Raw genomic sequence first — 25,537 nt, 5'->3', positions numbered from 1 at the left:
GCCGCTGGATGCGTTATGGACTAATCGCCGCACTGCTGCTGGCGCTTATCGGTGGTGTGTCCGTGGTATGGCCACGAGCCACCACGTACAGGATCGTCGGCTACTTCGCCTCGGCGGCGGGCGTGTATCCAGGCGACGAAGTCCGCGTCGTGGGCGTTCCGGTTGGCTCGATCGAATCGATCACACCGCAGGCCGATGCCGTCAAGATCACCATGAATGTCAAGGACGGCGTAAAGGTACCCGCCGACGCCCGCGCGGTGATGATGGCGCCGAACCTGGTGGCTGCCCGGTTCATCCAGCTCACCCCCGCTTACGAAGGCGGCCCGGCGATGAAGGACGGCGGCACCATCGAACTCGACCGCACCGCCGTGCCGGTGGAGTGGGACGACGTCAAGACCGAGCTGACCAGGCTCAGCCAGCAGCTCGGACCGTCGGAAGGCCAAGTCCAGGGCCCACTGAGCAAGTTCGTCGATCAGGCCGCCGACACGCTCGACGGCAACGGCGACTCATTCCGGGAAGCCCTGCGCGAACTGTCGCAGACCGCAGGGCGGCTGGGCGACTCGAGTGCCGACCTGTTCGGCACCGTGAAGAATCTGCAGATCCTGGTCGACGCGCTCTCGAAGAGCAACGAGCAAATCGTGCAATTCAGTGGACACTTGGCCTCGGTATCGCAGGTGTTGGCCGACAGCTCGGTGGGCCTCAACGACACCCTGGGCAGCCTCAACCAGGCGTTGTCGGACGTCCGCGGCTTCCTCGACGAGAACAACCGGACGCTGGTAGGCAGCATCGACAGGCTGACCGACTTCACCAGCATCCTGACAACGCAGACCGATGACGTCGAGCAGATCCTGCATGTCCTGCCCAACGCCATGGCGAACTTCTACAACATCTACAACCCGGCTCAGGGCACCGCTAACGGCGTTCTGGGCCTGCCGGAGTTCGCCAACCCAGTGCAATTCGTCTGCGGTAATTTCGACGCCGCTGGAACGCCCGACTACGACAAGCGAACCGAGATCTGTCGCCAGCGGATGGCCCCGGTGCTGAAGCGCCTGGCGGTCAACTACCCGCCCTTCATGTCGCACGGGATCAACACGATCACCGCGTACAAGGGTCAGGTCATCTATGACACCCCGGCGACGGAGGCCAAGGCGAAGACCTACATCCCGTATTTGGAGTGGATACCGGCCGATGGGCGATTCCCGCCACGGCAGGGCGATCCGGGAGATCCCAGCGCGTTGCTGCTGCCTCAACCTGCGGTTCCGGGGCCCCCGCCACCGGCGCAGCCGTACACGCTCGGCCCAGTGGTACCGCCGCCAGGTCCCCCTCCTGGTCCGATTCCGGGTGTACCGCCTGCGCCAGCTGCACCCGGTCCACTTCCGGCCGAGGCCGCCGTCCCGCATGGAGGCGGACAATGACACGCAAGCTAGTGCGAATCAATGCGGGTCGCGCGACTCGCCGAACCCTGGCCATCGGTTCCGGCGTGGTACTGCTGGCCGGCTGTCAGTTCGGCGGGTTGAACTCGCTGAACATGCCGGGCACCGCAGGCCACGGCAAAGGCGCATTCTCGATCACCGTGGAGGTGCCCGACGTGGCCACGCTCCCACAAAACTCGCCCGTGATGATTGACAACGTCACAGTCGGCAGCGTGTCGGGAATCGAGGCGGTTCAGCGGGCCGACGGCAGCTTCTACGCCGCGGTGAAACTCGCCCTGGACGAAGACGTCAAATTGCCGGCCAACTCGACGGCGAAGGTCGCGCAGACATCGCTGCTGGGGTCGCAGCACATCGAGCTGGCACCTCCGGTCGACGAACCGCCGGTCGGTGAGCTGCGCGACGGGCTTCAGCTCCCGCTGAGCCAGGGCAGCCGCTATCCGTCTACCGAGGAAGTGCTGTCGGCGTTGGGCGTGGTTGTCAACAAGGGCAACCTCGGGGCGCTGCAAGACATCACGCAAGAGGTGTACAACGCGGTGGCCGGCCGCCAGGGCCAGTTCGCCGACCTGATACCGCGACTCGCCGAACTCGCCTCCTCACTGAATCGGCAGACCGAAGACATCATCGCGACAGCCGAGGGCCTGAACCGATTCGCGGGAGTTCTCGCGCGTAGTAAGGACAGTTTGGGCCGCGCGCTGGACACTCTTCCCGGGGCGCTCAAAGTACTCAACGAGAACCGTGCCCATATTGTCGACGCTTTCGCCGCGCTGAGGCGCCTGGCCACTGTGTCGGCGCGCATCCTTTCCGAAACCAAGGATGATTTCGCCGAGGACATCATCGATGTGTACGCGGTGATCAAGCCGCTCAACGACAATCGCGCAGATCTTGTGACCAGCCTTGACAGCTTGGCGACCTTCCCCTTCCCGGGCAAGAACCTGCATCGAGTGGCCAGGGGCGATTACTTCAACATCTTCGAAACATTCGACCTGACCATCCGCCGGCTCGGCGAAACTATCTTCACCACATCGTTTTTCGACCCGAACATGAAGCGACTCTCTGAAGTCGTCAACCCGCCGGAGTTTCTGACCGGGCAGATGGCGAACCTGTCCGGGCAGGCCGCGGACCCGTTCAAGATCCCGCCCGGCACTGCGTCGGGTCAGGAGGTGCCGCCCGAGTAATGTTCACTCGAACTACGCAAATCCAGCTGTGGGTCTTCGTCATCGTGACCGTGCTTGCGGTCGGCGCGATAGCCCTGTTGTACGTACGTATTCCCGCCCGGCTCGGCCTGGGTACGTATCAGGTGTCGGCGAATTTCGTCGCCGGCGGCGGATTGTACGAAAACGCCAATGTCACCTTCCGCGGCGTGCAAGCCGGACGCGTCGAGGGCGTGGAGCTGACCGCCGACGGCGTTGCCGCGCACATGCGGCTCAACAGCGATATCAAAATCCCGGCGAACTCCACGGCCACCGTCAAGAGCGTGTCCGCGGTCGGCGAACAATACGTAGATTTCGTTCCGCCCGATGATCCCTCCTCGGCGGTGCTGGGGGATGGCGCAACCATTCCGAAGGAGCGCACGGCGATACCACAGGAAGTCACCGAGTTGTTGCGTGAGGCAGACCAATTGGTGAGCAGCCTCGACAACACCCGGCTTCAGGACCTGTTGAGCGAGACGTTCAAGGCGTTCAACGGCTCCGGGCCCGAACTGGCGCGGCTGATCGAGTCGGCACGGAGGCTGATAGACGAGGCCAATGCAAGCTGGCCGCAGACCTCGGCTCTGATCGATCAGGCCGGGCCGCTCTTGGAAGCGCAGGTTCGCAGCGGCGATGACATCCGGTCGTTGGCCGACGGACTTGCACGCTTCACCAGCGAAGTGGCCGGTGCCGACCCGCAGCTGCGTTCGTTGCTCGCGACCGCGCCAGGGGCGGCAGCCGAAGCCAGCGAGACTTTCTCGGGCATCCGTCCGTCGTTCCCGGTGCTCGCGGCCAATCTGGCCAACTTCGGCCGCGTCGGCGTGATCTATCACAAGTCGATCGAACAGGCGCTCGTGATCTTCCCCGCCCTGCAAGCGGCGCTGTTGACAATCGGCGGCCAGCTTCCCGTTGACGAAGGTGGCAAGCAGGACTTCAAGATCTCGATCAACGACCCGCCACCCTGCAACACGGGGTTCTTGCCGCCGTCGGAGATTCGCACACCTGGCGACACGACTTTGCGTGAACTGCCGACGGACATGTATTGCAAAGTTGCGCAGAACGATCCGATGGTGGTGCGTGGCGCGAGGAATTACCCGTGCCAGGAGTTCCCCGGAAAGCGCGCGCCCACAATCCAGTTGTGCCGCGACCCGCGCGGCTACGTCCCGATCGGAAACAGTCCATGGCGCGGTCCGCCGGTGCCGATCGGCACGCCGATGGACGTCATGGAGGACGACACGCCTGAGGACGGGCGAAATATCCTGCCCCCCAACAAGTTCCCATACATTCCACCCGAGAATGACCCAGACCCGGGCTATCCCGTCGCGCCAGGTCTGGTTCCCCCGGGGGTGCAGACCGGCCCGGGCCCAGCGCCGCATCAGCCTTGGCCGTATATTCCCCCGCCGAACCAAGGGCCACCGCCGCCACCGTTGACGGCCTGGATACCGCCGGCGCCGTATCCGGAGGCATGGCCGCCGCCGGCGGTCCCGCCGGGGTGGGCGACCAACCCGCCGCCCGTGTTCGCCGGGCCCTACGGGCCCCCGCCACCGCCCGGCCCGGCTCCTGCAGCGCCGCCGCCACCTGGGGCCCCCCAGCCGCAGGCCTCGGCGCCCGCCTCACTTGCGCCGGGGGGTCAGCCACTCGCAGCGCAAGCGAACAGCACCGTCTACGGTACGTACGACCAGAACAGCGGTGTGTTCATCGACCCGGCCGGCGGTACCGGCGTATACGCGGCTGGTGCCGCTAACATCCAGCCGCAGGAGAATTGGCTAGATCTCATGCTTTATCCGAGGCAGACATGACATCGACTTCCACCCGCCCGCGTCAGGCGGTTCGCCGCCGCGCATCCCGGCCCGCCGGACCGGCCAGCGGCAAGGCCGCCGACGCCACCGCGGTGCGCGTCGGGACACCGGCTACGGCCGGCACGACACCCGCCCGCAAGACGCCTGCGGTCGCGCCACCGCCCCGCCGACCGGCGCACCGTCGGCTGGTCGTGACGCTTGTCCTGATGTTCGGGTTCGTCGCGATGAGCGCACTCGGGGGTGCGGTGGCGGTGTTGATCGTCCAGCGGAACAACGCAGAAGCGGTGCAAGCGCGCAACCAAGAGTTCGTCGACACCGCGACGCAGACCGTGGTGAACATGTTCAGTTTCAAGCAGGACACCATCGACGAGAGCGTCGACCGCTTCTACAACGGCACCAGTGGGCCGTTGCGCGACATGTTCAGCCAGGGCAACAATGTCGAGAATCTCAAGGCCATTTTCCGGGAGACCGGTGGCAGTTCGGAGGCCGTGATCAACGGCGCCGCGCTCGAGAGCATCGACAACATCAGCAATAACGCATCGGTGTTGGTGTCGGCGCGGGTCACGGCAAGCGACATGCACGGGAACAACAGACCGTCGAAACCCTACCGGTTGCGGATAATCGTCCACGAGGATGAGGACGGTCGAATGACCGCCTATGACCTCAACTATCCCAACGGCGGCAACTGATGCGCTGGATTGTGAGGTTGGTTGCGGGCCTGGTGGCTGCGGCGTTCGTGAGCCTGGCCGCGGTGGGCGGTGCGCTGTACTGGCAGCGAGTGGAGACGCGTGGCGAGCAAGCCGCCCGCGACCTGCTGGGACCGCTTGCGCAGAAGCAGATCCCGACCGTGTTCACCTACGACTACAAAACCGTCGAGCGCAACCTCACCGAGGCCTACAACCTGCTGACGCCGGAATACCGCAGAGAGTTCGAGGACAGGGCGTTTTCCGACATCATCCCGCAGGCTCGGGAGCGGGAAGTGGTGAGCCAAGCCAACGTGGTCGGCGTGGGAGTAATGGACGCGCAGCGCAACTCGGCAGCCGTGATGGTCTACATCAATCGGACGGTGTCGGAGAAGTCAAACCGCGATCAGCCGATCTATGACGGCGCGCGATTGCGCGTGGAATACAAGCGCATCGACGGCCATTGGCTGATCAACTACATCACTCCGATTTAGCTTCTTCGGTCGAGGCCAGCGCATCCAGGAACGCCCGCGCCCACCGGTCGACGTCGTGGGCAAGCACCTGCCTGCGCAGCGCCCGCATCCGGCGCCTACCCTCCTCGGGTGACTGGTTCAGCGCCGCCTCGATGGCGTCCTTGACGCCCTCCAGGTGATGCGGGTTGGCCAGGTAAGCCTGACGCAATTCGGCTGCGGCGCCGGTGAACTCGCTGAGCACCAGCGCGCCGCCCAGATCGCTGCGGCATGCCACGTACTCCTTGGCGACCAGGTTCATCCCGTCACGTAGCGGCGTCACCAGCATGACGTCGGCCGCCACGAAGAACGCGATCAACTCGTCGCGCGGCACCGGGCGGTGCAGGTAGTGCACGATCGGATGCCCGACCTCGCCGTACTCGCCGTTGATGTGGCCGACCTGGCGTTCGATGTCCTGCCGCATCTCGATGTAGCTCTCGACCCGCTCCCGGCTCGGTGTCGCGAGTTGCACGAACACGGTGTCCTCGCGGTCGGCCCTGCCCTCTGCGAGCAGTTCGGAGAACGCCCGGAGCCGTACGTCGATGCCTTTGGTGTAGTCCAGCCGGTCGACACCCAGCAAGATCTTGCGGGGATCGCCCAGCTCGTGGCGAATCTCCAAGGCTCGCTGGCGGATCGACCGCGAGCGCGCCTGCTGGTCGAGGGCCGTCGAGTCGATCGAGATCGGGAAGGCGCCGACCTTCACCGTGCGCGAGCCGACATCGATCTCACCGAACCGCGACCGGACACCGATCGTCGCACGGGAAGTGTTGGCGCCCACCAGCCGTCGCGCCAGAATGAGGAAGTTCTGCGCTCCGCCCGGCAGGTGGAAGCCGACGAGGTCCGCGCCGAGCAGGCCCTCGACGATCTCGGTCCGCCACGGCATCTGCATGAACAATTCGACCGGCGGGAACGGGATGTGCAGGAAGAAGCCGATGGTCAGGTCCGGCCGCAGCGTGCGCAACATGTTGGGCACCAACTGCAGTTGGTAGTCCTGCACCCAGACTGTCGCGCCCTGTGCGGCGTTCTTCGCGGTCGCTTCGGCGAAGCGCCGGTTCACCTCGACGTAGGTGTCCCACCACTCGCGGTGGTAGATCGGCTTGACGATCACGTCGTGGTACAGCGGCCACAGTGTCGCGTTGGAGAAGCCCTCGTAGTACTCGGCGACGTCGTCGGCGGACAAGTTGACCGGGCACAGGGTCATGTCGTCCTGCTCGATCGGCGCGTCATCGGCATCGGGTATGCCGGGCCAGCCGATCCACGCCCCCTGCCGACGGCGGAGCAACGGCTCCAGGGCTGTCACCAGCCCGCCGGGGCTTCTTTTCCAGGTGGTGCTGCCGTCAGGCAACCGCTCCATGTCGATGGGCAGCCGGTTGGCCACCACCACGAAGTCGGCGTTCCCGGAGCCGGCCCTCGGACCGCCTCCCGGCGTCACTTACGCCTCGAGCTTCGACGGTCCAATGCCGAGCATCGAGAGGAAGACCCGGCATTCGTCGGCGTCCGTCGCGTATGCGGCGACAACGCGCCGCGCCTGGCGGGCAGTGCTGTCGGCGAGCGGTTCGACGTCGCCGAGTTCGGCGGAATCTGATTTGGCAGGCATACGACAACTCTAGGCGAAGGAGCCCTCGCTGCGGTCCGGCAACCCGCTGACTAGGGGCTGTGGCTGAAGACCGGCGCCGGCGGCGGAGTCACCTGCTCGGCCTGGGCCTCCTCGGCGAGGCCGATGCAGCCACCCTGGTTGTGGCCGATGCACGGTACGCCCAGCACCTCCGGCACGTCCGGGTTACCGGCCGGAGTGGAGAACGTCGAGCCGGCGTTCGGCACCGTGTGGGGCACGCAGACACCGGTGAACGGGTCGGGCTCTTCGCCACCGGAGCAGCTCTGCGCCGCGGGCGCCACGTTCGGGACGGGGGCTACGAAGGCGGCGAGCACTGGCGCAGCGGCGATCGCAACCGCAAAGCCACCGGCAAGCATCAGTCGTTGTGCGGGGAACTTCAAGGTCGCCATCGTCACGCTTCCTGTAGTTGTCAAACCGTGTCGTCGGCATGAAGTCTATGGAAGCCGGCAGCTTTCTGCACAGCTTCACAGAGTTCGTGGGCAGCGGTGGCTACGGGCTGGAGCTGATGGTGGATCGGGGTTGCGCCGGGGGGCCCATCGCTGCCTCGTCCTCGGCCAACCCCATGCAGGCCCCGGCATTGTGCCCGATGCAGGGGATGCCGTCGATCTCCGGAACGTCCGGATTGGCCGCTGTGGTCTGGAACAACGGCGGCGAAGTCGGCACGAGGTACGGCACACACGTCGTCGTGAACTGGTCCGCTTCCTCGCCCGATTGGCAGCCCTGCGCCAGCGCGGCGTCCGGTCCGGGCGCGACAGACAGGCCGACCGCGGGCGCGGCCGCGAGGGCTGCGAGGAATGCGCCGGCGAGGACAAGGCGTCGAAGTGGGAACGAGGAATTCGCCATTGCGCGATTCTAGGAGCCTGCCTCGGTATCCGCGCTCGATTGGCGCGTCGGTGGGTCGCCATCGACCGCCGCGGGGCTCGAACCGGAAGGGGTGCAGGGCTGGGGTGGGCGGCACCGTAATGTGCAGTAAGCCGAACAACGCAAGCGAGGTGGTCCGCGATGGCGAGCCCTGATCTGACGAGCGCCGACGCCGGAGGCGATGCCGCTCAACAGGTGGCGTACGAAACGCTGGACGACGGCCAGATCGCCCGCATCTGGCTCAACCGCCCGCAGGCGCAGAACGCCCAGTCGCGCACGCTGCTTGTGCAGTTGGACGAGGCGTTCGTCCGCGCCGAGGCCGACGACCGGGTGCGAGTGGTGATCCTGGCCGCGCGTGGCAAGAACTTCTCGGCCGGCCACGATCTCGGGTCCGAAGAAGCGATGCTGGAACGCAAGCCCGGTCCGGCGCAGCATCCGACTTTCCAGTCGCACGGTGCGACCGTGCCCGCGATCGCCGAGCGCACATATCTGCAGGAGTGGCACTTCTTCTTCGAGAACACCCGTCGCTGGCGGGATCTGCGCAAGATCACCATCGCGCAGGTGCAGGGCAACGCGATCTCGGCCGGCCTGATGTTGATCTGGGCCTGCGACCTGATCGTCGCCGCCGACGACGCGAAATTCAGCGACGTGGTCGGCGTCAGGATGGGCATGCCGGGCGTGGAGTATTACGCGCACCCATGGGAATTCGGTGCCCGCAAAGCGAAAGAGCTTCTGCTGACCGGTGATTCGATCGATGCCGACGAGGCGCACCGGCTCGGTATGGTTTCGAAGGTTTTTCCGCGCGACCAACTGGAGGACAAGACGCTCGAGTTCGCCCGGCGCATCGCCGAGCGCCCGACGATGGCGGCGCTGCTGATCAAGGACTCGGTGAACGCCGCGGCCGACGCGATGGGTTTCACCGAGGCGTTGCGCCACGCTTTCCACATCCACGAACTCGGCCACGCGCACTGGGCGGCGCACAACGAGAACCGTTATCCCGTCGGGCTTCCGCCGAACGTGCCGGACTGGCGCACGCTCGGGGCGCCCAAGCCTGCCCGCCGTGACGAACCGTGACCGCGGGGTATTGCTGACGCAATGTCGGGCTGAGGGCGCTGTCGCGGCTATATATCCACCGCGACGCTCTCATACCGACATTGTGATCGGATGAGAAGTCGTTAGAAGAAATCAGATGGCGAAAGGGTCTTCGGTGGAGTTGTCGTTGGCGGGTCGGACGGTACTGGTCACAGGTGGGGGCAGCGGCATCGGCAAGGGTGTGGCGGCGGCGGTGGTGGCAGCCGGCGGAAACGCGATGCTCGTCGGGCGCAACGCCGACAAGCTCTCCACCGCGGCCGACGAGATCTCCGCTGAGGGCGGTTCGGGCTCGGTGCTCTACGAACCGGCCGACGTGACCAACGAAGACGAGGTGGCCCGCGTCGTGGAGGCCACCACGGCATGGAAGGGTCGGCTGTACGGCGTCGTGCACTGCGCCGGTGGCAGCGAGACGATCGGTCCGATCACGCAGATCGACTCGGAGCTGTGGCGCCGCACCGTCGACCTCAACATCAACGGCACCATGTACGTGCTCAAACATTCGGCGCGGGAGATGGTGCGCGGAGGCGGCGGCTCGTTCATCGGCATCTCGTCGATCGCGGCGAGCAACACCCACCGCTGGTTCGGCGCCTACGGGGTGTCCAAGGCCGGCATCGACCACATGATGCAGTTGGCCGCCGACGAACTCGGTGCCTCCTGGGTGCGGGTCAACTGCATCCGGCCCGGTCTGATCCGCACCGAACTCGTCGCGCCCGTACTCGAATCGCCGGAACTGAGCGGTGATTACGCCGCATGCACGCCGCTGCCCCGGCCCGGCGAGGTCACCGACATCGCGAACGCGTCGCTCTTCCTTCTCAGCGATGCCTCCAGTTTCATCACCGGCCAGGTCATCAACGTCGACGGCGGACAACTCGTGCGCCGCGGCCCGGACTACTCGTCGATGCTCGAACCGCTCTTCGGCGCGGACGGCTTGCGGGGAGTCGTCTCCACCTAGCCGATCCTCCCGGGCTGTCCAGCCGGCCCGGTAACGTCGGGCGCGTGGTCACCTTGGACCGGCTCGTCAACGTGCTGGGCAGTTACGGCGTGCGCCTACGCTTCTGCCCGATCCCGCGTTCCAGAGAGCTGGGCAGCGTGGTGATGCACGAAATGGCCGGCGGCCGCACGGTCACCGGTGACGTGCTGATGGCGATCGGGGCGCGAACCGTCAACGAGGCGTTGCGGTGGGCGGTTTCGGCGCGTGCGGTGGTGGTACTTCTTCGCGACGGCGACGACGACACGACGTTCGCGGGCATGGTCGAGGGTGTCGCGGTGATGGTCGTCGACCAGACGGTGTCCTGGAGCGAGCTCGCCGCCGTCGTCTACGGGCTGGTGCTCGAGGGACGCGAAACCGAATCCGGGCGGGGGCCAACGGATCTGTTCGCGCTCGCCGACAGCCTGGCCGAAGCGACGGGCGGCGGAGTCACCATCGAAGACCCGTTGTCGCGCGTGCTCGCGTACTCGACGATGCAGGAGAACGCCGACGCGGCGCGGGTGGCGACCGTCATGAGCAGGCAGGCGCCGGAGTCCCTGCGCGAATTCTTCCATGCCCAAGGCATATTCGCCCATCTGCTGAACTCCGACGAGCCGCTGTTCGTCGGACCCGACACCGGACACGGCTTGTCCGGCCGCATGGTGGTCGCCGTGCGGTCCGGGCGGGAGTTGATGGGGTCGGTGTGGGTTTCGTGCTCCGAGCCGTTGGCCGAACCCGAACGCACGGCGCTGGCCGACGGCGCCCGCACGGTGGCTCTGCATTTGCTGCGGTCCCGCGCCAGTGCAGATCTGGAGCGCCAGGTGGAATCCGAGTTGGTGCTCCGACTCCTCGATGGAAGTGCGGCCGCCGCGGCATCCGCCAGCAGACTCGGCCTCTCGCAGGGACCGATGCGGGTCATCGCCGTGCGGGCCTTCATCGGCACGGAACACGACGCCGCGCTGCTGCTGGCGTTCGAAAGGGCGACCGCCGGCTTCGGTTGGTCGCGCCCCGGGCGCAGCGCGCTGGCGGGCAACACGATTTACACCGTGCTGCCGGGCGAGCAGGCTGACCCCGCTCGCAAATGGGTCACCGGGTTGCGGGCGGCCCTGCCCGACCGGGTCACCGTGTTGGCCGGCATCAGCAAGGCCGCCGGCACCACCGACCTGCCAGCCGCGCGTGAGGAGGCTGACGAGTGCCTGGCGCTGCACGAGATCAGGCCGTCGAACGCGGTGCCCCCCGCCTACGACGAGTCGTGGGACGAGATCCTGCTGCAGCGTCTCCGCACCGCGGCTCGGTCCGGTCGTACCCCGGACCGTGGACCGGTCGCCGAACTTCGCCGTCACGATCACGACCACGCCACGGAGTACGTCTCGACGCTGAGGGCATGGTTGGAGGCGCTGGGCGACCCCGTTCAGGCGGGCGTCCGCCTGGGCGTGCACGAGAACACCGTGCGGTACCGGCTGCGCAAGATGGGTGAGATCACCGAACTCCCGCTGGACGACGCCCGCAAGCGGCTGGCCATCATGATCGAACTCGCGGCCATCGACACCGATTGAAACGGCTTCGCCGCTTCGTCCGGCCAGGTCTGGCCGTTGTCGGATCACCACAACGGCAGCGCCGCGGATTGTCCTGGCGCGGCAATTCACGGTGACGCGACCGGCGGCACCATGGGTGGACAACGCGGTGTTTCGGCGACGGAGGGTATCGAGATGGTCAGCGGCGAGCGGATGGACGGTGGGCCGCGGTCTGCGATCGTGGTCGGCGCCGGCATCGTCGGGTTGTCGACGGCATGGTTCCTGCAGGAGCGCGGTGTCGAAGTCACCGTCGTCGACCGCAGCGGGGTGGCCGCCGGCGCCTCCTGGGGCAACGCCGGCTGGGTCGCTCCCGCGCTGACCCTGCCGTTGAACTCGCCGAAGGTGCTGCGCTACGGGTTGCGCTCGTTGCGTGACCGCAGCGCCCCGCTGCACATCCCGCTGAGCATCGACGGTGCGTTGTGGCTGTTCCTGATGCAGTTCGCCGCCAACTGCCGCCCGTCGGCGTGGCGCCAGGCGGTGGAGGCCAGTGTGCCGCTGAACGAAGAATGCATCGAAGCGTTCGACGTTCTCGTCGCCAACGGTGTCGAAGCGCCGGTGACCGACGCCCCGATCACAGCGGTGTTCCGCAACACCGAGGACGCCGAGAACATGATGCGCGAACTCCGCGCCCTCGAGCGGGCCGGCCAGAAGCTGTTCGTCACCGGGTTGTCCGGTGAGGCGTTGCGCGAACAGGTGCCGCTGGCATCGCCGGCGATCACCGCCGGTATCAACATCAACGGTCAGCGGTTCGTCGATCCTGGACGGTTTGTGCAGGCCCTGGGCCGGACGGTCGAGGAGCGCGGGGCGAGCATCCTGACGCGGGACGTGCGCGGCGTGTTCAGTTCCGGCAATCAAGTGGTGGTGCAGCCCTACCACGGCAAGCATCTGACCGCGGACACCGCGGTGATCGCCACCGGTGCGTGGATGTCACGGCTGACGGGCCACCGGTTGCGCGTCCCGGTGGAGTCCGGTCGCGGCTACTCCTTCACCGTGCCGGTGGACCGTCCGATCCCCGGGCCCATCTACCTGCCCGATGTACGAGTCGCGTGCACGCCCTACCACGGTGCGCTTCGCGTGGCGGGCACGATGGAGTTCCGCGACCCACACGAACCGGTGACCGCCGAGCGGGTGGGTGCGATCGTCGCGTCCGCGAGCCCGCTGCTGCAAGGCGTCCGGTGGGCCGAGCGCAGCGACATCTGGGTCGGTCCGCGCCCGATCACCCCGGACGGCCGGCCCCTGGTCGGCGAGATGTCGCGCAATGTCTACGTCGCAGGCGGGCACGGCATGTGGGGGCTCGCGCACGGCCCGGTGACAGGCCGACTCCTGGCCGAACAGATCACCACCGGCAAGCAGCCCGAAGCACTGCGGCCCCTCGATCCGTTACGACGCGCGGTCGCCTAGACCGGCGCCAGGCGACCGAACGAAACCCGTCGCATGCTCGCCCGCCATGGGCGCTGCGAGTCGTCAGCGGCGGCGCTGTCTGCGCCCGTGGCCGCCCCTGACGGCAACCCCTTTTCCGAGAAAGGACCAGAAATGACCATCGCACAACGTGTTTGGATATCACCGGACGCCCATACGCGGCTGCAGGAGGAACTCGCCACGCTCCGTGAGCTCGTCGCAAACGCAGTCGGTGACGAAGACGCGGACGAGAACGCGACCGCCGTCAAACGCGCCCGCCAGGCGCGCATCCAGCAGATCCACGAGATGCTCATCAACGCTGTGGTCGGCGAGGATCCACCGGACGACGGCATCGCCGAACCGGGCATGGTGGTGACCGTTCGCTACGACGACACGGCCGAGGTCGAGACGTTTCTCCTCGGTGTGCGCAGCGCCGAGCACGGTGACATGGAGGTCTACTCCGCGCAGTCGCCGCTGGGCGCGGCCATCCTCGGCGCCCGCCCGGGTGAACAACGCACGTTCAAACTCCCCAGCGGGGCGGATCTGTCCGTCACGATGCTCACCGCGGTGCCATACGGCCTGCACGGCGGCGAGATGGTGCTTCGCGAATAATCTTTCGGCTCGCTCTGCGGCTAACTAGGATGGATTGACGACGACCCCTACGCCCCGCGCCGAAGGAGGGTCTTGTGACTGCCGAAGTCACCCCGGTTCCGCAACTGGAAGTCCGCAGACCCTTCCCGGCCCGAATGGGCCCGCGGGGCAACTTGGTTTACAAGCTCGTCACCACCACCGATCACAAGCTGATCGGCATCATGTACGTCGTCACCTGCTTCGTCTTCTTCTTCATCGGCGGGCTGATGGCGCTGTTCATCCGGGTCGAGCTGGGTGTACCGGGGCTGCAATTCCTCTCCAACGAGCAGTACAACCAGCTGTTCACCATGCACGGCACGGTGATGCTGCTGTTCTACGCGACGCCGATCGTGTTCGGGTTCGCCAACCTGGTGCTGCCGCTGCAGATCGGCGCGCCCGACGTGGCGTTCCCGCGACTCAACGCGTTCTCGTTCTGGTTGTTCCTGTTCGGCGGGCTCATCGCGATCGCCGGCTTCATCACCCCGGGCGGCGCGGCGGACTTCGGCTGGACGGCGTACGCACCGCTGAGCAACGCCATCCACTCACCCGGCGCCGGCGGGGACCTGTGGATTTTGGGCCTGGCCGTCGCCGGTCTGGGCACCATCCTCGGCGGGGTCAACATGATCACCACCGTGGTGTGCATGCGCGCACCCGGCATGACGATGTTCCGGATGCCGATCTTCACCTGGAACATCCTGGTGACGTCGATTCTGGTGCTGATGGCCTTCCCGATTCTGACCGCGGCGCTGTTCGGCCTGGCCGCCGACCGCCATCTCGGCGCGCACATCTACGACCCGGCCAACGGCGGGCCGCTCTTGTATCAGCACCTGTTCTGGTTCTTCGGCCACCCCGAGGTGTACATCGTCGCGTTGCCGTTCTTCGGCATCGTCACCGAGATCTTCCCGGTCTTCAGCCGCAAGCCGATCTTCGGCTACACCACGCTGGTGTACGCCACCTTGGGCATCGCCGCGCTCTCGGTGGTGGTGTGGGCCCACCACATGTTCGCCACCGGCGCGGTGCTGCTGCCCTTCTTCGCGTTCACCACCTATCTGATCGCGGTGCCGACCGGCATCAAGTTCTTCAACTGGATCGGCACGATGTGGAAGGGCCAGTTGACGTTCGAGACACCGATGCTGTTCTCGATCGGATTCCTGGTGACGTTCCTGCTCGGTGGGCTCACCGGCGTCATGCTGGCCAGCCCGCCGCTGGACTTCCACGTCACCGACAGCTATTTCGTCGTGGCACATTTCCACTACGTGCTGTTCGGCACCATCGTGTTCGCCACCTACGCGGGCATCTACTTCTGGTTCCCGAAGATGACCGGCCGGCTGCTCGACGAGCGACTGGGCAAGCTGCATTTCTGGTTGACGTTGATCGGTTTCCACACCACGTTCCTGGTGCAGCACTGGCTCGGCAACGACGGTATGCCGCGGCGCTACGCGGACTACCTGCCCACCGACGGGTTCACCACGCTCAACGTCGTGTCGTCGATCGGCGCGTTCATCCTCGGCGTTTCGGTGCTTCCCTTAACGTGGAATGTGTTCAAGAGCTGGCGGTACGGCGAGCCGGTCACCGTCGACGATCCGTGGGGTTACGGCAACTCGCTGGAGTGGGCGACCTCGTGTCCGCCGCCGCGGCACAACTTCACCGAGCTGCCCCGGATCCGTTCGGAGCGCCCCGCTTTCGAGCTGCACTACCCGCACATGGTCGATCGGATGCGCGCCGAGTCCCACATCGGCAGGCACGCCACCGCCGGCGAGTCGCCGACGGGCTTCGGCCCGCGCACCGAACCCGACCGCTAGCTAGACATTGGCGGGTCGCGCAGCTCAAATCGCTGCTTCGCGGGCGTTGTTGCGCGCGGACAACAAGTGACTCGGCGGTTGTCGTAATGGTGCAACGCCAGTTCCCTCCGAGGCGGGCACCATGGAAGGTGTTCCCCAAACCCTCAACGGAGCGGGCTTGGGGACTCCAAGCGACATGACCGAACGAGGGCAGCAGACATGACCACATCCACCGAAACTGCCGGTGGCACCGCGCTGTTGACACGACTACGTGAAAGTGGTCTACGGCACAACGATGATCACCTGCTCACCCATCAGGCGATTTCACGGTGGGAGACCGAGGGTGGAGCACTTCCGAGTGCTAGGTCATCTCGGCCGCACGATGGACGGCGTTGACGATCCCCTGGTAACCGGTGCACCGGCAGAAGTTGCCCGACAACCCTTCGCGGATCTCCTCGTCGGTCGGCTTGGGGTTGTCGCGTAGCAGCGCGGTGATCGAGGTGACGAAGCCCGGCGTGCAGAAGCCGCACTGCAGGCCGTGGCAGTCCCGCAACGCGGCCTGCACCGGCGACAGTTCACCGTCGGGGTCGCCGATACCTTCGACCGTGGTGACCTCCATGCCGTCGGCCTGCACGGCGAACATCAGGCACGCACGCACCGCGTCACCGTTGAGCAGCACCGTGCAGGCCCCGCATGCACCGTGCTCACAACCGAGATGTGTGCCGGTCAGGCCGCACTTCTCGCGCAGGAAGTCGGCGAGCGTGAGCCGCGGCTCGACGGTCGCGCTGAACGTGCGCCCATTGACCGTCACTTCGACCGGCATGTCATGCATCGATTGCCTCCGTAATGGCTGAAGCCCAGGCACGGGCGACCATCGTCGCCCCGACTTTGGCTCGGTAGCTTGCAGACCCCTGCAGGTCGGACGGAATGTCGTCGAGTCCGCTCACCGCGAGCCTGCCGAACTCCCCGGCGTCGATGTCGCCGACCGGGCGACCGACGACGGCCTCTTCGGCGGCACTGGCCCGCAGCGGTGTCGAGCCCAAACCCAAAAGCCCAATGCCACAACGGGTTATCCGGTCGTCGTCGTCCAGCTCGACCGCAACCGCCGCGCCGGCAATTGCGAAGTCGCCGTGCCGGCGCGCGAATTCCTCCACCGCGAAGCCCGTGCGTCCGCTCCAGATCGGGAAGTCCACCGCGGTCAGCATCTCGTCGGGTCGCAACGAGGTCTCCCACAGCCCGGTGAAGAAGTCCTTCGCGGCGATCTGTCGGGATCCCGTCGAGGAGAGGACGTCCATCCGCGCGTCGAGCGCCAACGCGACGGCCGCATACTCCGCCGCCGGGTCGGCGTGGGCGATGGCGCCGCCGAGTGTCCCCCTGGTGCGGATCTGGAAGTGACCGATGTGCGGCGTCGCGAGGGTCAGCAGCGGAACCGACTCCGCCACTTCGTCATCCATCCCGACGAAGGAATGCGGGGTGCCGGCAGCGACGCGTACTGCGCCGTCGACCAGGTCGATGCTGCGAAGCTCGTCGATTCGCGAGATGTCGATGAGGTTCTCGAAAAACGTCAGTCGCATCGCAAGCATCGGGACCAGGCTCTGCCCGCCGGCAAGAAGTTTCGCGTCGTCGCCGAATTCCGCGAGCATGTCCACCGCTTCCTTGACCGACTCGGGGCGGTGGTAGGCGAACGGGGCGGCTTTCATGACGACAGCAGTCGCGCCAGCGCGGCCTGCAGATCCTCGGCCACCGCCGCGGCGGGCGCCTTCCTGCGACGACGGCCCAGCAGGAGGCCGACCGCCAATCCCGCTGCGAGACCCGCCGCCACCGGGGCCGCACGCTTGGCCAGTGGTACCGCAACGACTTTCAGCATGTCTATCGACTCACCGGCTTCAGGTTGCGCAGCGGCCGCGGCCGCCTCCGTCGTCGGTGCCGCGGTCACCTTGTCACCGACCACGCTGGCCTCCAGCGACTTGGCGAACTGGCCGATCAGGTTGGAAGCCACGTCGGCGAGCACGCCGCGACCGAACTGCGCGGCCTTGCCCGAGATCGTCAGATCCGTGTTGATGACCACCCTGGTCGCGTCGCCCTCGTCCTTCAACTGCGCTGTGACGGTCGCCGCGGCGTTGCCGTTACCGCGCGTCTCCTTGCCCTCGGCCTTGAGCACGACGCGCTGCGCGGCGGCGTCCTTCTCCTGAAACGAGGCAACGCCCTTGTAGGACACCGTGATCGGGCCGACCTTGACCTTCACCGCACCGGTGAAGTCGTCGCCGTCCACGGACAGCAGTGTGGCACCGGGCAGACACGGCGCGACCCGCTCGACGTCGGTCAGCACCTCCCACGTCTTGGCGGCGGGCACCGCGACGCGGAACTCGTTGTTCAACTCCATCTTTGATCCATTCTTCGATCAATCACTTCTTGGCTTGTTCGATCGCCTCGACGATCGCGGCGGGGCTGGCCGGCAGACGGGTCAGCGTGACGCCGAGGGGTGCCAGGGCGTCGTTGATGGCATTGATCACGGCAGGAGTCGAACCGATCGCGCCGCCCTCGCCGACACCCTTGTATCCGCCGACGCCCGGTCCCGGGATCTCCACATGTCCGTACTCGATCGCGGGCACCTCGGTGGCCGTCGGCAACAGGTAGTCGACGAACGTACTCGACAGCGGGTTGCCGTCGTCGTCGTAAGCCATGTCCTCCAGCAGCGCTCCGCCGATGCCCTGTACGGTGCCGCCGGCGATCTGACCCTCGACGACGTTGGGATTGATCATCGGCCCGACGTCCTCGCTGACGATGTATCGGGTCAGCGTGACGCGGCCGGTCTCGATGTCGACCTCACACGTGCACGCGTGGGTGGCGTTCGCCCAGTGGATCGGCGCTTGCGAGGTGAACCGCGCGGTCGCCTCCAAAGACGCCGATACACCGGGCGGCAGCTGTTGCGGCTCGTAGTACGCGCGGTAGGCCAGATCGGCGAAACTGACACTCTTGTCGGCGTTCTCGCGTACCCGAACCCGTGAGTCGGCCAGTTCCAGCTCGGACTCCTCGGCCTCCAGGCGCGGCGCCGCCATCGCGAGGATCTGCTTGCGCAGCATCGCGGCGGCCTCGGCGACGGCGCCCGCGGTCATCGGTCCGCTGCGGCTGCCCTGTGTGCCCGCGCCGTACGGGGTGACCGCGGTGTCGCCCTGGATCGTCGAGACGTCCTCGATGTCGGCGCCCAGCGCGTCGGCGGTCAACTGCACGACCGTGGTCTCGAGGCTGTTGCCGGTCGAACCGCCGTTGACATAGACGTTGATCTTGCCGGTCGGCTCCATCCGGATCGTCGCGCCTTCGGTGGCGAGGTGACCCGTTGCGGCGCCGGTCGGTTCGATGTAGGCCGAGAATCCCAGTCCGAGGTAGCGGCCCTCGGCCAGTGCGTCGGCCTGCTCCTTGCGGAAACCTTCGTGGTCGAGGATCTTGACGGCCTGTTCGAAGGTGTCGGCGGGCGCGACGTGGTCGTAGGGCATGCCGTTGGGGTTGAAGTACGGCATCTCGTCACCGCGCAGGATGTTGCGCCGGCGCAACTTGACCGGATCCATGTCCATTTTTCGCGCTGCGATGTCGAAAAGCACTTCGCGCGCGAGTGTTTCGTACTGCCACGGCCCGCGGTAGGCGGCCAGTCCGGCGGTATTGGAGAAGACCGTCTTGTAATTGAAGCTGGCCTTGGGCACCCGGTACGGGCCAGGGAAGAACATGCCGACCGCAGCGGTGGTCAGCACCGGATACGGCGTCGGATAGGCGCCGATGTCGTAGGTGAAGTCGATGTCGACCGCGAGGATGTTGCCCTCGTCATCGAAAGCCGCGCGTGCGGTGCCGTCGACGTGGCGGGCCTGCCCGGCCGACATCAGGTTCTCGCGGCGGTCCTCGATCCACTTCAAGGCTGCGCCCGATTGCGCGTTCGACGTCACAGAAGGCACTTTGCGCGCCGCCAGCATGATGCACATGTCCTCGCGCATCGGCACGACCTTCTGGCCGAACCCGCCGCCGGTGTCGCGCATGATGACCCGGACGTTGTGCGCCGGGATGCCGAGCAGGCGGGCGCAGAACGCCCGTAACTCATGGGGCGTCTGCGTCGAGGCCCACATGGTCAGTTCCTCGGTCGCGGGCGTCCATTCGACGACCATGCCGCGGCACTCGATCGGCACCGGCGCGTAAATCTGCTGATAGACGTTCGCTTGGACAACATGGGGTGACGTGGAGAAGGTCTCCTCGTCGGGCGGCGCGCCGGCCATGCCGCCCGCGACATTGTCGGGATAGGCCTCGTGCACCACCGGAACGCCGGCCTCCGCACCACCGACTGCCCGGGTGAAATCGGCGATCGCGGGCAGCGGTTCGTAGTCGACTTCCACCGCGTCGGCGGCATCCTCGGCGAGGTAGCGGTTGTCGGCCACGACCAGGGCGAGCGGGTCCCCGACGAACTTCACCTCGCCCTCGGCCAGCGGTGGCCGCGGCGTGTCCGCGAGGTCTTTACCCGCGACGGCGTGCCACGCCTCTTTGACGTCGGGGTTGAGATCCTCGGCGGTGAATACCGCGTGTACGCCCGGCATGGCGAGCGCGGCCGACGCGTCGATGCCCTTGATGGTTGCCCTGGCGAACGGGCTGCGCACGAAGCAGGCGTGCAGCATGCCCGGTCGTACGACGTCGTCGACGAAAGTTCCGCGACCAGTGAGCAGCCGGTTGTCCTCGATGCGTGGCACGCGGGCCCCCGCGTAGCGGGTCGCGACTTTATCCGCTGAAGCAGAAGTCACCGGCTCACCCTTCCCCTCGCCGTGTTAAGAGCGACGTTATCGCATTCGAGAACGACATTTCCATACGTGCTGTCTCACGCCTCGTGGTGGATGCGTCCGTCGGTGTCGCTCAGCGGTCTACCGCCTCCGCCCCACCGGCGGGCGATGATCTCCGCGGCGATCGACACCGCGGTCTCCTCGGGGGTGCGGGCGCCGAGGTCGAGCCCGATCGGGCTGGCCAGCCGGCCCAGTTCGGCGTCGGTCAGTCCGGCCTCGCGCAGCCGCTGCATCCGGTCGTCGTGGGTCCGACGTGAGCCCATCACCCCGATGTAGCCGACATCGGGCAGACGCAGTGCGACCTGCAACACCGGCACGTCGAACTTCGGGTCGTGGGTGAGCACGCAGATCGCGGTGCGTGAATCGATCGCGCCGCGCTCGGCCTGCTCGGCGAGGTAGCGGTCGGGCCACATCACCACGACCTCCCCGGCGCCCGGGAAGCGTGCGGGGGTCGCGAACACCGGCCGCGCGTCGCACACGGTGACGCGGTAGCCCAGCAATGTCGCCTGTTGGGCCAACGCGCCCGCGAAGTCGATCGCCCCGAAGATCAGCATCCGCGGCGGCGGGGCGTGGCTGGCGACGAACACCTCCATTCCCGACTCCTGACGCTGACCGTCGGGCCCGTACGACAGCACGCCCGTGCGGCCGGCCGCGAGCAATCCGCGGGCGTCGTCGGTGACCGCGGCGTCGACGCGCACCGAGCCCAGCGAGCCCTCGACCGAGTGCGGTCCGATGACGAGCCGGCGGCCGATCCGGTGCGGATCGGGATGGGCGATCACCGTGGCGAGTGCGGTCGGACGGTGCGCGGCGATGTCGTCGGCGACGGCCTGCAGTTGCGGGAAGGTGTCGCATGACACCGGCTCGGCGAAGATGTCGATGACGCCGCCGCACGTGAGTCCGACGGCGAACGCGTCGTCGTCGCTGATGCCGTAGCGCTGCAGTTCGGGGCGCCCCGCCGAGACCACCTCGTTGGCCAGTTCGTAGACAGCGGCCTCGACGCAGCCACCCGACACCGAGCCGGCGACCGTGCCGTCGGGGCAGACCACCATGGTGGCGCCAGGTTGGCGGGGCGCGGAGCGGATTGTGCGCACGACGGTGGCCACACCGGCGGTGCCGCCGGCCCGCCACACGGTCAGCAACTCGTCGAGCACGTCGCGCACCGTCGCAGTGTAAGCCCGCGGCGCTGTGCGAGTGCTCAGCACACGTCAACTCGACACAAACGCTCTGCCGATCTCCTCGCTGGATCGGAAAGCCGTGCTGTGAAGGTGCGGTTATCAGGACTGCCCGCATGCGAGCATCGTGGTATCAGGTGGGAGCGGCTGGAGGGCAACGGTCACATGACAACTCGACGCAAGTCAGCGCTGGTCATGGTGAGTTTGACGGTTATGGCGGTCGTTTCGGCTCCGGCCGCCGATGCTCGACCTACCTGCCAGGACACGGGCTCGATGACGACCTGCCAAACCAACGGCAGTGTGTCGATCAAGACGCGGCCCTCGACGGTCGCACCCCCCGCCAACCAGCCGATGTTTCCCTGGGGAGTACCTCGACGTGTTCGGGCTCCCGGCGGTCGCGGCTAGCATCACGTCGCGGTGCAGATTGCGCGCGTAGCTCCACTTCTCCAGTGCGAAACGAGGCCCGCGATGCGGAGAGCCTGGACCGGTGCGGCGGCGGTCGTCCTGGCATGCGCGATGTCCGGCGTGGCCGCCGCCGACGAACCGGTGCCGCCGGTGTCCGACGCGGCCCGTGCGGCAGGTCTGGTCGATGTGCGCACCGCGGTCCCCGACGCGGTGATCGACCTGCGGTACGCGACGACCAACAACTTCGTCGGCGAGCAGCTGTATCCCGCCGACGCGCGCTGTCTGGTCGACGAGTCGATGGCGCCACGCCTGTCCGCGGCCGCTGACGCGCTGCGCCCCGGCGGCGAGGTGCTCGTGTTCTGGGACTGCTACCGGCCGCACGACGTGCAGGTGCGGATGTACGAGGCGGTGCCGGAGCCCGGTTGGGTGGCGCGGCCGGGGCCGTACGCCCGCAGCCACGAGGCCGGTCTGTCGGTCGACGTCACGTTGGCCCGCGACGGTGCCCTCGTCGACATGGGCACCGGCTTCGACGAGTTCGATCCGCGGGCGAACGCCTATGCGACCGACGGAGTCGGCGCGGCGGCCCAGGCCAACCGCGCGCGGTTGCGGGACGCGATGGCGGCGGGCGGGCTGACCGTCTACGAGGGGGAATGGTGGCATTTCGATGCGCCCGGCGCATACGAGCAGCGGCCGATACTCGATGCGCCGGTGAGGTGAGCCGAACTCAGGCCGCGGTCGGACCGACCGTCATGGCCTGGCAGTACGCACACAACTCCGGCCCGAGCGTCGGATAACCACAACCAGCGCAGACCGCGACCGCGGTGGTCTCATCGGCTTCGAGCATGTCGCATATCTACCCGCTCGTAGCCGAATCAATCCCAGATCTGGGACACATTTTCCGGAGCTGACGCACGCCGCCTCAGATGATGGGCGGGTCGCCGGGACGCAGCACCCGCAGCCACCGGTACCCGTGAGGTTCCAGGCCCACCTCGATGCGGCCCTTGTTGTCGAGCTGGTGTTCGGACAGTCCGTCGAGTAGGTCGACGAGCCGGCATTCCGGCGCTTCGTCGAGTTCGATCGGCACGATGCAGGCTTCGCCGCCGAAGTTGTGCAACGCGACCATCGCCCAGCCCGACGCTTCCCGGCAGACATGGGCCAGCACGGCGGAGTTCGGTTGCTGCAGAACCTCCGGGGTCGACCAGCCGATCTCCGGCTGTGAGCGGTAGGTGTAGATCAGATCGCGCATGAACCACCAGAACGACCGATGGTCGTGGCGCTGGTCTGCGGCGTTGACGCGGTCCGGGCCGTACATCCCGTCGGGTTGCGGGCGCGGCAGCCGGCGTTTGGCCGCGGTGGAGAATCCGCCGTTGACGTCGGCGGTCCACTGCATGGGTGTTCGCACAGCGAATCGCCCTGCCACTTCGAGGTTTTCGGCCATGCCGATCTCTTCGCCGTAGAACAGCACCGGAGTGCCGGGTAACGAGAACATCAGCGAGTAGGCCATGCGCATCCGCCGCTGGTCACCGCCGAGCATGGCGGGCAACCGTCGGCGCAGTCCGCGCCCGTAGAGTTGCATATCCGGATCCGGACCGAAGGCGTCGAAGACTTCCTGGCGCTCCTCGTCGCTCAGCTTGTCCAGGGTGAGCTCGTCGTGGTTGCGGACGAAATTGGCCCACTGGCTGGTGATGTCGAGTGTCGGGCGCCGGTTCAGGGCTTTGGCGATGGGACGCGCGTCGCCGCGGGCCAGCGACAGGTAGAGGTTCTGCATGCCGATGAAGTCGAACTGCATGTTGAGCCCGTCGCCGTCGGGGCCGCCGAAGAAGCTCTTTTGGTCCTTGTAGGGAACGTTGACCTCGCCGAGCAGGACGGCGTCTCCGACGCGGCGAGTGATGAAATTGCGTACATCGCCGAGGTATTCGTAGGGGTCGAACACGCCAGGGTCGCCCGGAGCGCCGTCGCGGGCGAACAGGAACGGAACGGCGTCGACGCGGAAACCCGACACCCCCAGCTCGAGCCAGAACCCGAGGACACGGGAAATCTCCTCCTGCACTTTGGGATTCGCGATGTTGAGGTCGGGCTGATGCTTGAGGAAGTGGTGCAGGTACCACTCGCCGCTCTTCGGGTCCAATTCCCAGAGACTGTCTTCCTGATCCGGGAAGACGACGTCTTTCGGGCTCGACTTGGGTTCGGTCGCGCTCCACACGTAATAGTCGCGATACGTATCGTCGGTGCTGCGGCACGCGGACTTGAACCAGGGGTGGCGGTCCGACGTGTGGTTCATCACGAAGTCGACGATCACCCGGATTCCGGTCGCCTTGGCGGTACGCACCAGTTCGACGAAATCGCCGTGGGTACCGAAACGCGGGTCGACACCGAAGAAGTCGGTGATGTCGTAGCCGTCATCGATGCGGCCGGTCGGGTAGAACGGCATGAGCCACAGGCAGTTGACGCCGAGGTCGAAGAGGTACTCGATGCGCTCGGTCATGCCGCGGATGTCGCCGCAGCCGTCGCCGTTCCAGTCGTAGAACGTTTCGATGTCGGCGCAGTAGAAGACGGCGTTCTTCCACCACAGGTCGCCGGTCTCGATCTTCCTCACGCGCTGACCGCCTCTGAATTCAGCTGTGAGAGCACGTGTTTGCCGAACGCGTCGATGAATGCGCTCTGCTGCTGACCCACGAAATGCAGATAGAGCTCGTCCCATCCCTGTGCGAGGTCTTGGTGGAGCCACTCGGTGTGCTGGCCCAGGTCGCTCGAGACCCGAACCGATCGGCGAACGTGCTCGGTGGAGACCTTCTCGCCGATGACGTCGAACGCCTCCACCGTCTCGATGTCCCAGCAGACCGGAGGATCGAAAACGTTGGTGCGCCACTGGTCGTGGGCGATCGCGAGGGCTTCGTCCTCCGAAGGGGCCCAGCTGAGGTGGATCTGCAGGCGCGCAGGTCCGCGGCCGCCGGCGTCGCGGTAGGAGTGCAGCACCTTCTGCAGCGCGTCTCGCGACTGGTTGACGGTGACCAGACCGTCCGCCCAGACGGCGTGCCGCGCGGCGGTCTCCGGGGTGACGGCCGGACCGACGAGGTCGGGAACCTTCTCGGGCAGCGTCCATAGCCGCGCCCGGTTGACATTGACCAGACCTTCGTGAGTTACCTCTTCGCCGCGCAGCAGGCGCCTGATCACGTCGACGCACTCGACGAGGCGCCGGTCGCGCACCTCCTTGCGTGGCCATTGGTCGCCGGTGATCCGTTCGTTGGATGCCTCGCCCGAGCCGAGCGCCGCCCAGATCCGGCCGGGGAACATCTGCGCGAGCGTTGCGATCGCCTGCGCGACGATCGCCGGGTGGTAACGCTGCCCCGGCGCGTTGACGACGCCGAAGGGCAGCTGCGTCGTGGCGAGCGCAGCGCCGAGGAACGCCCACGCGAAACCGGATTCGCCCTGTCGTTCACTCCAGGGGCTGAAGTGGTCCGACGACATGCCGGCAGTGAATCCCGCTTGTTCGGCATGTTGCACGTCGCGGAGCAACTGGGCGGGGTTGATCTGCTCGTGCGAACAGTGAAAGCCGATGACCGTCATGGCCTACCGCGTACCCGTTCTTCGGGTCTCTTACGTGACCGTCAGCAGTTGAC

At 66.7% G+C, this 25,537-nt stretch carries 23 protein-coding genes; 12 read left to right on the top strand and 11 right to left on the bottom strand.

Annotated elements, in window-relative coordinates:
• The first annotated feature begins 8 nt into the window (after positions 1 to 8).
• From AU185_RS23390 to AU185_RS23370, 5 genes are read left to right on the top strand one after another with little or no spacing between them, the layout of a single operon-like run.
• A complete protein-coding gene (locus AU185_RS23390; RefSeq protein WP_059101564.1) occupies positions 9 to 1,415 on the top strand; it encodes an MCE family protein in 1,407 nt (468 codons plus the stop codon).
• Positions 1,412 to 2,608: an MCE family protein gene (locus tag AU185_RS23385; protein WP_059101563.1), complete on the top strand. Its 1,197-nt coding sequence runs from the start codon at positions 1,412 to 1,414 to the stop codon at positions 2,606 to 2,608. Before AU185_RS23390 ends, AU185_RS23385 begins: the two co-directional genes overlap by 4 nt.
• Entirely contained in the window at positions 2,608 to 4,419 is a 1,812-nt protein-coding gene (locus tag AU185_RS23380; protein WP_059101562.1) for a virulence factor Mce family protein, read from the top strand. Before AU185_RS23385 ends, AU185_RS23380 begins: the two co-directional genes overlap by 1 nt.
• Complete coding sequence (locus AU185_RS23375) at positions 4,416 to 5,108, top strand: Rv1363c family protein (RefSeq protein ID WP_059101561.1); 693 nt, start codon at positions 4,416 to 4,418, stop codon at positions 5,106 to 5,108. The genes AU185_RS23380 and AU185_RS23375 overlap by 4 nt, the downstream gene beginning before the upstream one ends.
• On the top strand, positions 5,108 to 5,596 hold the full coding sequence (locus AU185_RS23370) for a mammalian cell entry protein (RefSeq protein ID WP_059101560.1): 489 nt from the start codon (positions 5,108 to 5,110) through the stop codon (positions 5,594 to 5,596). The genes AU185_RS23375 and AU185_RS23370 overlap by 1 nt, the downstream gene beginning before the upstream one ends.
• On the opposite strand, the gene AU185_RS23365 is transcribed toward AU185_RS23370, so the two are convergent.
• From AU185_RS23365 to AU185_RS23355, 4 genes are all read right to left on the bottom strand, one after another.
• Complete coding sequence (locus AU185_RS23365; protein WP_059101559.1) at positions 5,583 to 7,043, bottom strand: alpha,alpha-trehalose-phosphate synthase (UDP-forming); 1,461 nt, start codon at positions 7,041 to 7,043, stop codon at positions 5,583 to 5,585. The genes AU185_RS23370 and AU185_RS23365 overlap by 14 nt on opposite strands.
• Positions 7,044 to 7,208, bottom strand: a complete 165-nt coding sequence (locus tag AU185_RS25255; RefSeq protein ID WP_156425646.1) for a hypothetical protein — start codon at positions 7,206 to 7,208, stop codon at positions 7,044 to 7,046. It lies immediately after the preceding gene.
• Between the two features lie 50 nt (positions 7,209 to 7,258).
• On the bottom strand, positions 7,259 to 7,615 hold the full coding sequence (locus AU185_RS23360) for a hypothetical protein (protein WP_059101828.1): 357 nt from the start codon (positions 7,613 to 7,615) through the stop codon (positions 7,259 to 7,261).
• Positions 7,616 to 7,715: 100 nt separating this feature from the next.
• Positions 7,716 to 8,069: a hypothetical protein gene (locus tag AU185_RS23355; RefSeq protein WP_059101558.1), complete on the bottom strand. Its 354-nt coding sequence runs from the start codon at positions 8,067 to 8,069 to the stop codon at positions 7,716 to 7,718.
• A 159-nt stretch (positions 8,070 to 8,228) separates the two neighbouring features.
• On the opposite strand from AU185_RS23355, the gene AU185_RS23350 reads away from it, so the two are divergent.
• From AU185_RS23350 to ctaD, 6 genes are all read left to right on the top strand, one after another.
• Positions 8,229 to 9,161, top strand: a complete 933-nt coding sequence (locus AU185_RS23350) for an enoyl-CoA hydratase (RefSeq protein ID WP_059157014.1) — start codon at positions 8,229 to 8,231, stop codon at positions 9,159 to 9,161.
• Between the two features lie 115 nt (positions 9,162 to 9,276).
• Positions 9,277 to 10,131: an SDR family oxidoreductase gene (locus AU185_RS23345; RefSeq protein ID WP_502687793.1), complete on the top strand. Its 855-nt coding sequence runs from the start codon at positions 9,277 to 9,279 to the stop codon at positions 10,129 to 10,131.
• A 44-nt stretch (positions 10,132 to 10,175) separates the two neighbouring features.
• On the top strand, positions 10,176 to 11,702 hold the full coding sequence (locus AU185_RS23340; RefSeq protein WP_059101555.1) for a PucR family transcriptional regulator: 1,527 nt from the start codon (positions 10,176 to 10,178) through the stop codon (positions 11,700 to 11,702).
• A 153-nt stretch (positions 11,703 to 11,855) separates the two neighbouring features.
• A complete protein-coding gene (locus AU185_RS23335) occupies positions 11,856 to 13,121 on the top strand; it encodes an NAD(P)/FAD-dependent oxidoreductase (protein WP_059101827.1) in 1,266 nt (421 codons plus the stop codon).
• A 132-nt stretch (positions 13,122 to 13,253) separates the two neighbouring features.
• Positions 13,254 to 13,730: a GreA/GreB family elongation factor gene (locus AU185_RS23330; RefSeq protein WP_059101554.1), complete on the top strand. Its 477-nt coding sequence runs from the start codon at positions 13,254 to 13,256 to the stop codon at positions 13,728 to 13,730.
• Positions 13,731 to 13,864: 134 nt separating this feature from the next.
• Positions 13,865 to 15,550, top strand: coding sequence for an aa3-type cytochrome oxidase subunit I (gene ctaD, locus AU185_RS23325; protein ID WP_502688002.1), 1,686 nt, complete (start codon positions 13,865 to 13,867; stop codon positions 15,548 to 15,550).
• Positions 15,551 to 15,890: 340 nt separating this feature from the next.
• On the opposite strand, the gene AU185_RS23320 is transcribed toward ctaD, so the two are convergent.
• From AU185_RS23320 to AU185_RS23300, 5 genes are all read right to left on the bottom strand, one after another.
• Positions 15,891 to 16,361 (bottom strand): (2Fe-2S)-binding protein, encoded by a 471-nt coding sequence (locus AU185_RS23320; RefSeq protein ID WP_059101552.1) that lies wholly within the window; start codon positions 16,359 to 16,361, stop codon positions 15,891 to 15,893.
• Positions 16,354 to 17,229, bottom strand: coding sequence for an FAD binding domain-containing protein (locus AU185_RS23315; protein ID WP_059101551.1), 876 nt, complete (start codon positions 17,227 to 17,229; stop codon positions 16,354 to 16,356). Before AU185_RS23315 ends, AU185_RS23320 begins: the two co-directional genes overlap by 8 nt.
• Entirely contained in the window at positions 17,226 to 17,912 is a 687-nt protein-coding gene (locus AU185_RS23310) for an SRPBCC family protein (RefSeq protein ID WP_059101550.1), read from the bottom strand. The genes AU185_RS23315 and AU185_RS23310 overlap by 4 nt, the downstream gene beginning before the upstream one ends.
• A 22-nt stretch (positions 17,913 to 17,934) precedes the next feature.
• The gene (locus AU185_RS23305) at positions 17,935 to 20,304 is read right to left on the bottom strand and encodes a xanthine dehydrogenase family protein molybdopterin-binding subunit (RefSeq protein WP_059101549.1); all 2,370 of its coding nucleotides are present in this window, start codon (positions 20,302 to 20,304) and stop codon (positions 17,935 to 17,937) included.
• A 74-nt stretch (positions 20,305 to 20,378) separates the two neighbouring features.
• Entirely contained in the window at positions 20,379 to 21,500 is a 1,122-nt protein-coding gene (locus AU185_RS23300) for an XdhC family protein (protein ID WP_059101826.1), read from the bottom strand.
• A 480-nt stretch (positions 21,501 to 21,980) separates the two neighbouring features.
• Here AU185_RS23300 and AU185_RS23290 point away from each other — a divergent pair, with 480 nt between their 5' ends.
• Positions 21,981 to 22,634 carry a M15 family metallopeptidase gene (locus AU185_RS23290; protein WP_059101547.1) on the top strand — a complete coding sequence of 218 codons (654 nt, stop codon included), beginning with the start codon at positions 21,981 to 21,983 and terminating at the stop codon, positions 22,632 to 22,634.
• A 202-nt stretch (positions 22,635 to 22,836) separates the two neighbouring features.
• Here AU185_RS23290 and AU185_RS23285 read toward each other — a convergent pair whose 3' ends face one another.
• The gene (locus AU185_RS23285) at positions 22,837 to 24,513 is read right to left on the bottom strand and encodes an alpha-amylase family protein (RefSeq protein WP_059101546.1); all 1,677 of its coding nucleotides are present in this window, start codon (positions 24,511 to 24,513) and stop codon (positions 22,837 to 22,839) included.
• A complete protein-coding gene (locus tag AU185_RS23280; protein ID WP_059101545.1) occupies positions 24,510 to 25,484 on the bottom strand; it encodes a TIGR03885 family FMN-dependent LLM class oxidoreductase in 975 nt (324 codons plus the stop codon). The genes AU185_RS23285 and AU185_RS23280 overlap by 4 nt, the downstream gene beginning before the upstream one ends.
• Positions 25,485 to 25,537: the final 53 nt, after the last annotated feature.

Origin of the sequence: Mycobacterium sp. GA-0227b (assembly GCF_001499855.1) — a bacterium.
In the GTDB taxonomy this organism is placed as follows: Bacteria; Actinomycetota; Actinomycetes; order Mycobacteriales; family Mycobacteriaceae; genus Mycobacterium.
This window is presented reverse-complemented; position numbering and strand designations above follow the sequence as displayed.

Coding starts and splice junctions, on each gene's coding strand:
- AU185_RS23390 (WP_059101564.1), top strand. CDS start 9: ATGCGTTATGGACTAATCGCCGCACTGCTGCTGGCGCTTATCGGTGGT.
- AU185_RS23385 (WP_059101563.1), top strand. CDS start 1,412: ATGACACGCAAGCTAGTGCGAATCAATGCGGGTCGCGCGACTCGCCGA.
- AU185_RS23380 (WP_059101562.1), top strand. CDS start 2,608: ATGTTCACTCGAACTACGCAAATCCAGCTGTGGGTCTTCGTCATCGTG.
- AU185_RS23375 (WP_059101561.1), top strand. CDS start 4,416: ATGACATCGACTTCCACCCGCCCGCGTCAGGCGGTTCGCCGCCGCGCA.
- AU185_RS23370 (WP_059101560.1), top strand. CDS start 5,108: ATGCGCTGGATTGTGAGGTTGGTTGCGGGCCTGGTGGCTGCGGCGTTC.
- AU185_RS25255 (WP_156425646.1), bottom strand. CDS start 7,208: ATGCCTGCCAAATCAGATTCCGCCGAACTCGGCGACGTCGAACCGCTC.
- AU185_RS23360 (WP_059101828.1), bottom strand. CDS start 7,615: ATGGCGACCTTGAAGTTCCCCGCACAACGACTGATGCTTGCCGGTGGC.
- AU185_RS23355 (WP_059101558.1), bottom strand. CDS start 8,069: ATGGCGAATTCCTCGTTCCCACTTCGACGCCTTGTCCTCGCCGGCGCA.
- AU185_RS23350 (WP_059157014.1), top strand. CDS start 8,229: ATGGCGAGCCCTGATCTGACGAGCGCCGACGCCGGAGGCGATGCCGCT.
- AU185_RS23345 (WP_502687793.1), top strand. CDS start 9,277: ATGGCGAAAGGGTCTTCGGTGGAGTTGTCGTTGGCGGGTCGGACGGTA.
- AU185_RS23335 (WP_059101827.1), top strand. CDS start 11,856: ATGGTCAGCGGCGAGCGGATGGACGGTGGGCCGCGGTCTGCGATCGTG.
- AU185_RS23330 (WP_059101554.1), top strand. CDS start 13,254: ATGACCATCGCACAACGTGTTTGGATATCACCGGACGCCCATACGCGG.
- ctaD (WP_502688002.1), top strand. CDS start 13,865: ATGGGCCCGCGGGGCAACTTGGTTTACAAGCTCGTCACCACCACCGAT.
- AU185_RS23320 (WP_059101552.1), bottom strand. CDS start 16,361: ATGCATGACATGCCGGTCGAAGTGACGGTCAATGGGCGCACGTTCAGC.
- AU185_RS23315 (WP_059101551.1), bottom strand. CDS start 17,229: ATGAAAGCCGCCCCGTTCGCCTACCACCGCCCCGAGTCGGTCAAGGAA.
- AU185_RS23310 (WP_059101550.1), bottom strand. CDS start 17,912: ATGGAGTTGAACAACGAGTTCCGCGTCGCGGTGCCCGCCGCCAAGACG.
- AU185_RS23290 (WP_059101547.1), top strand. CDS start 21,981: ATGCGGAGAGCCTGGACCGGTGCGGCGGCGGTCGTCCTGGCATGCGCG.
- AU185_RS23280 (WP_059101545.1), bottom strand. CDS start 25,484: ATGACGGTCATCGGCTTTCACTGTTCGCACGAGCAGATCAACCCCGCC.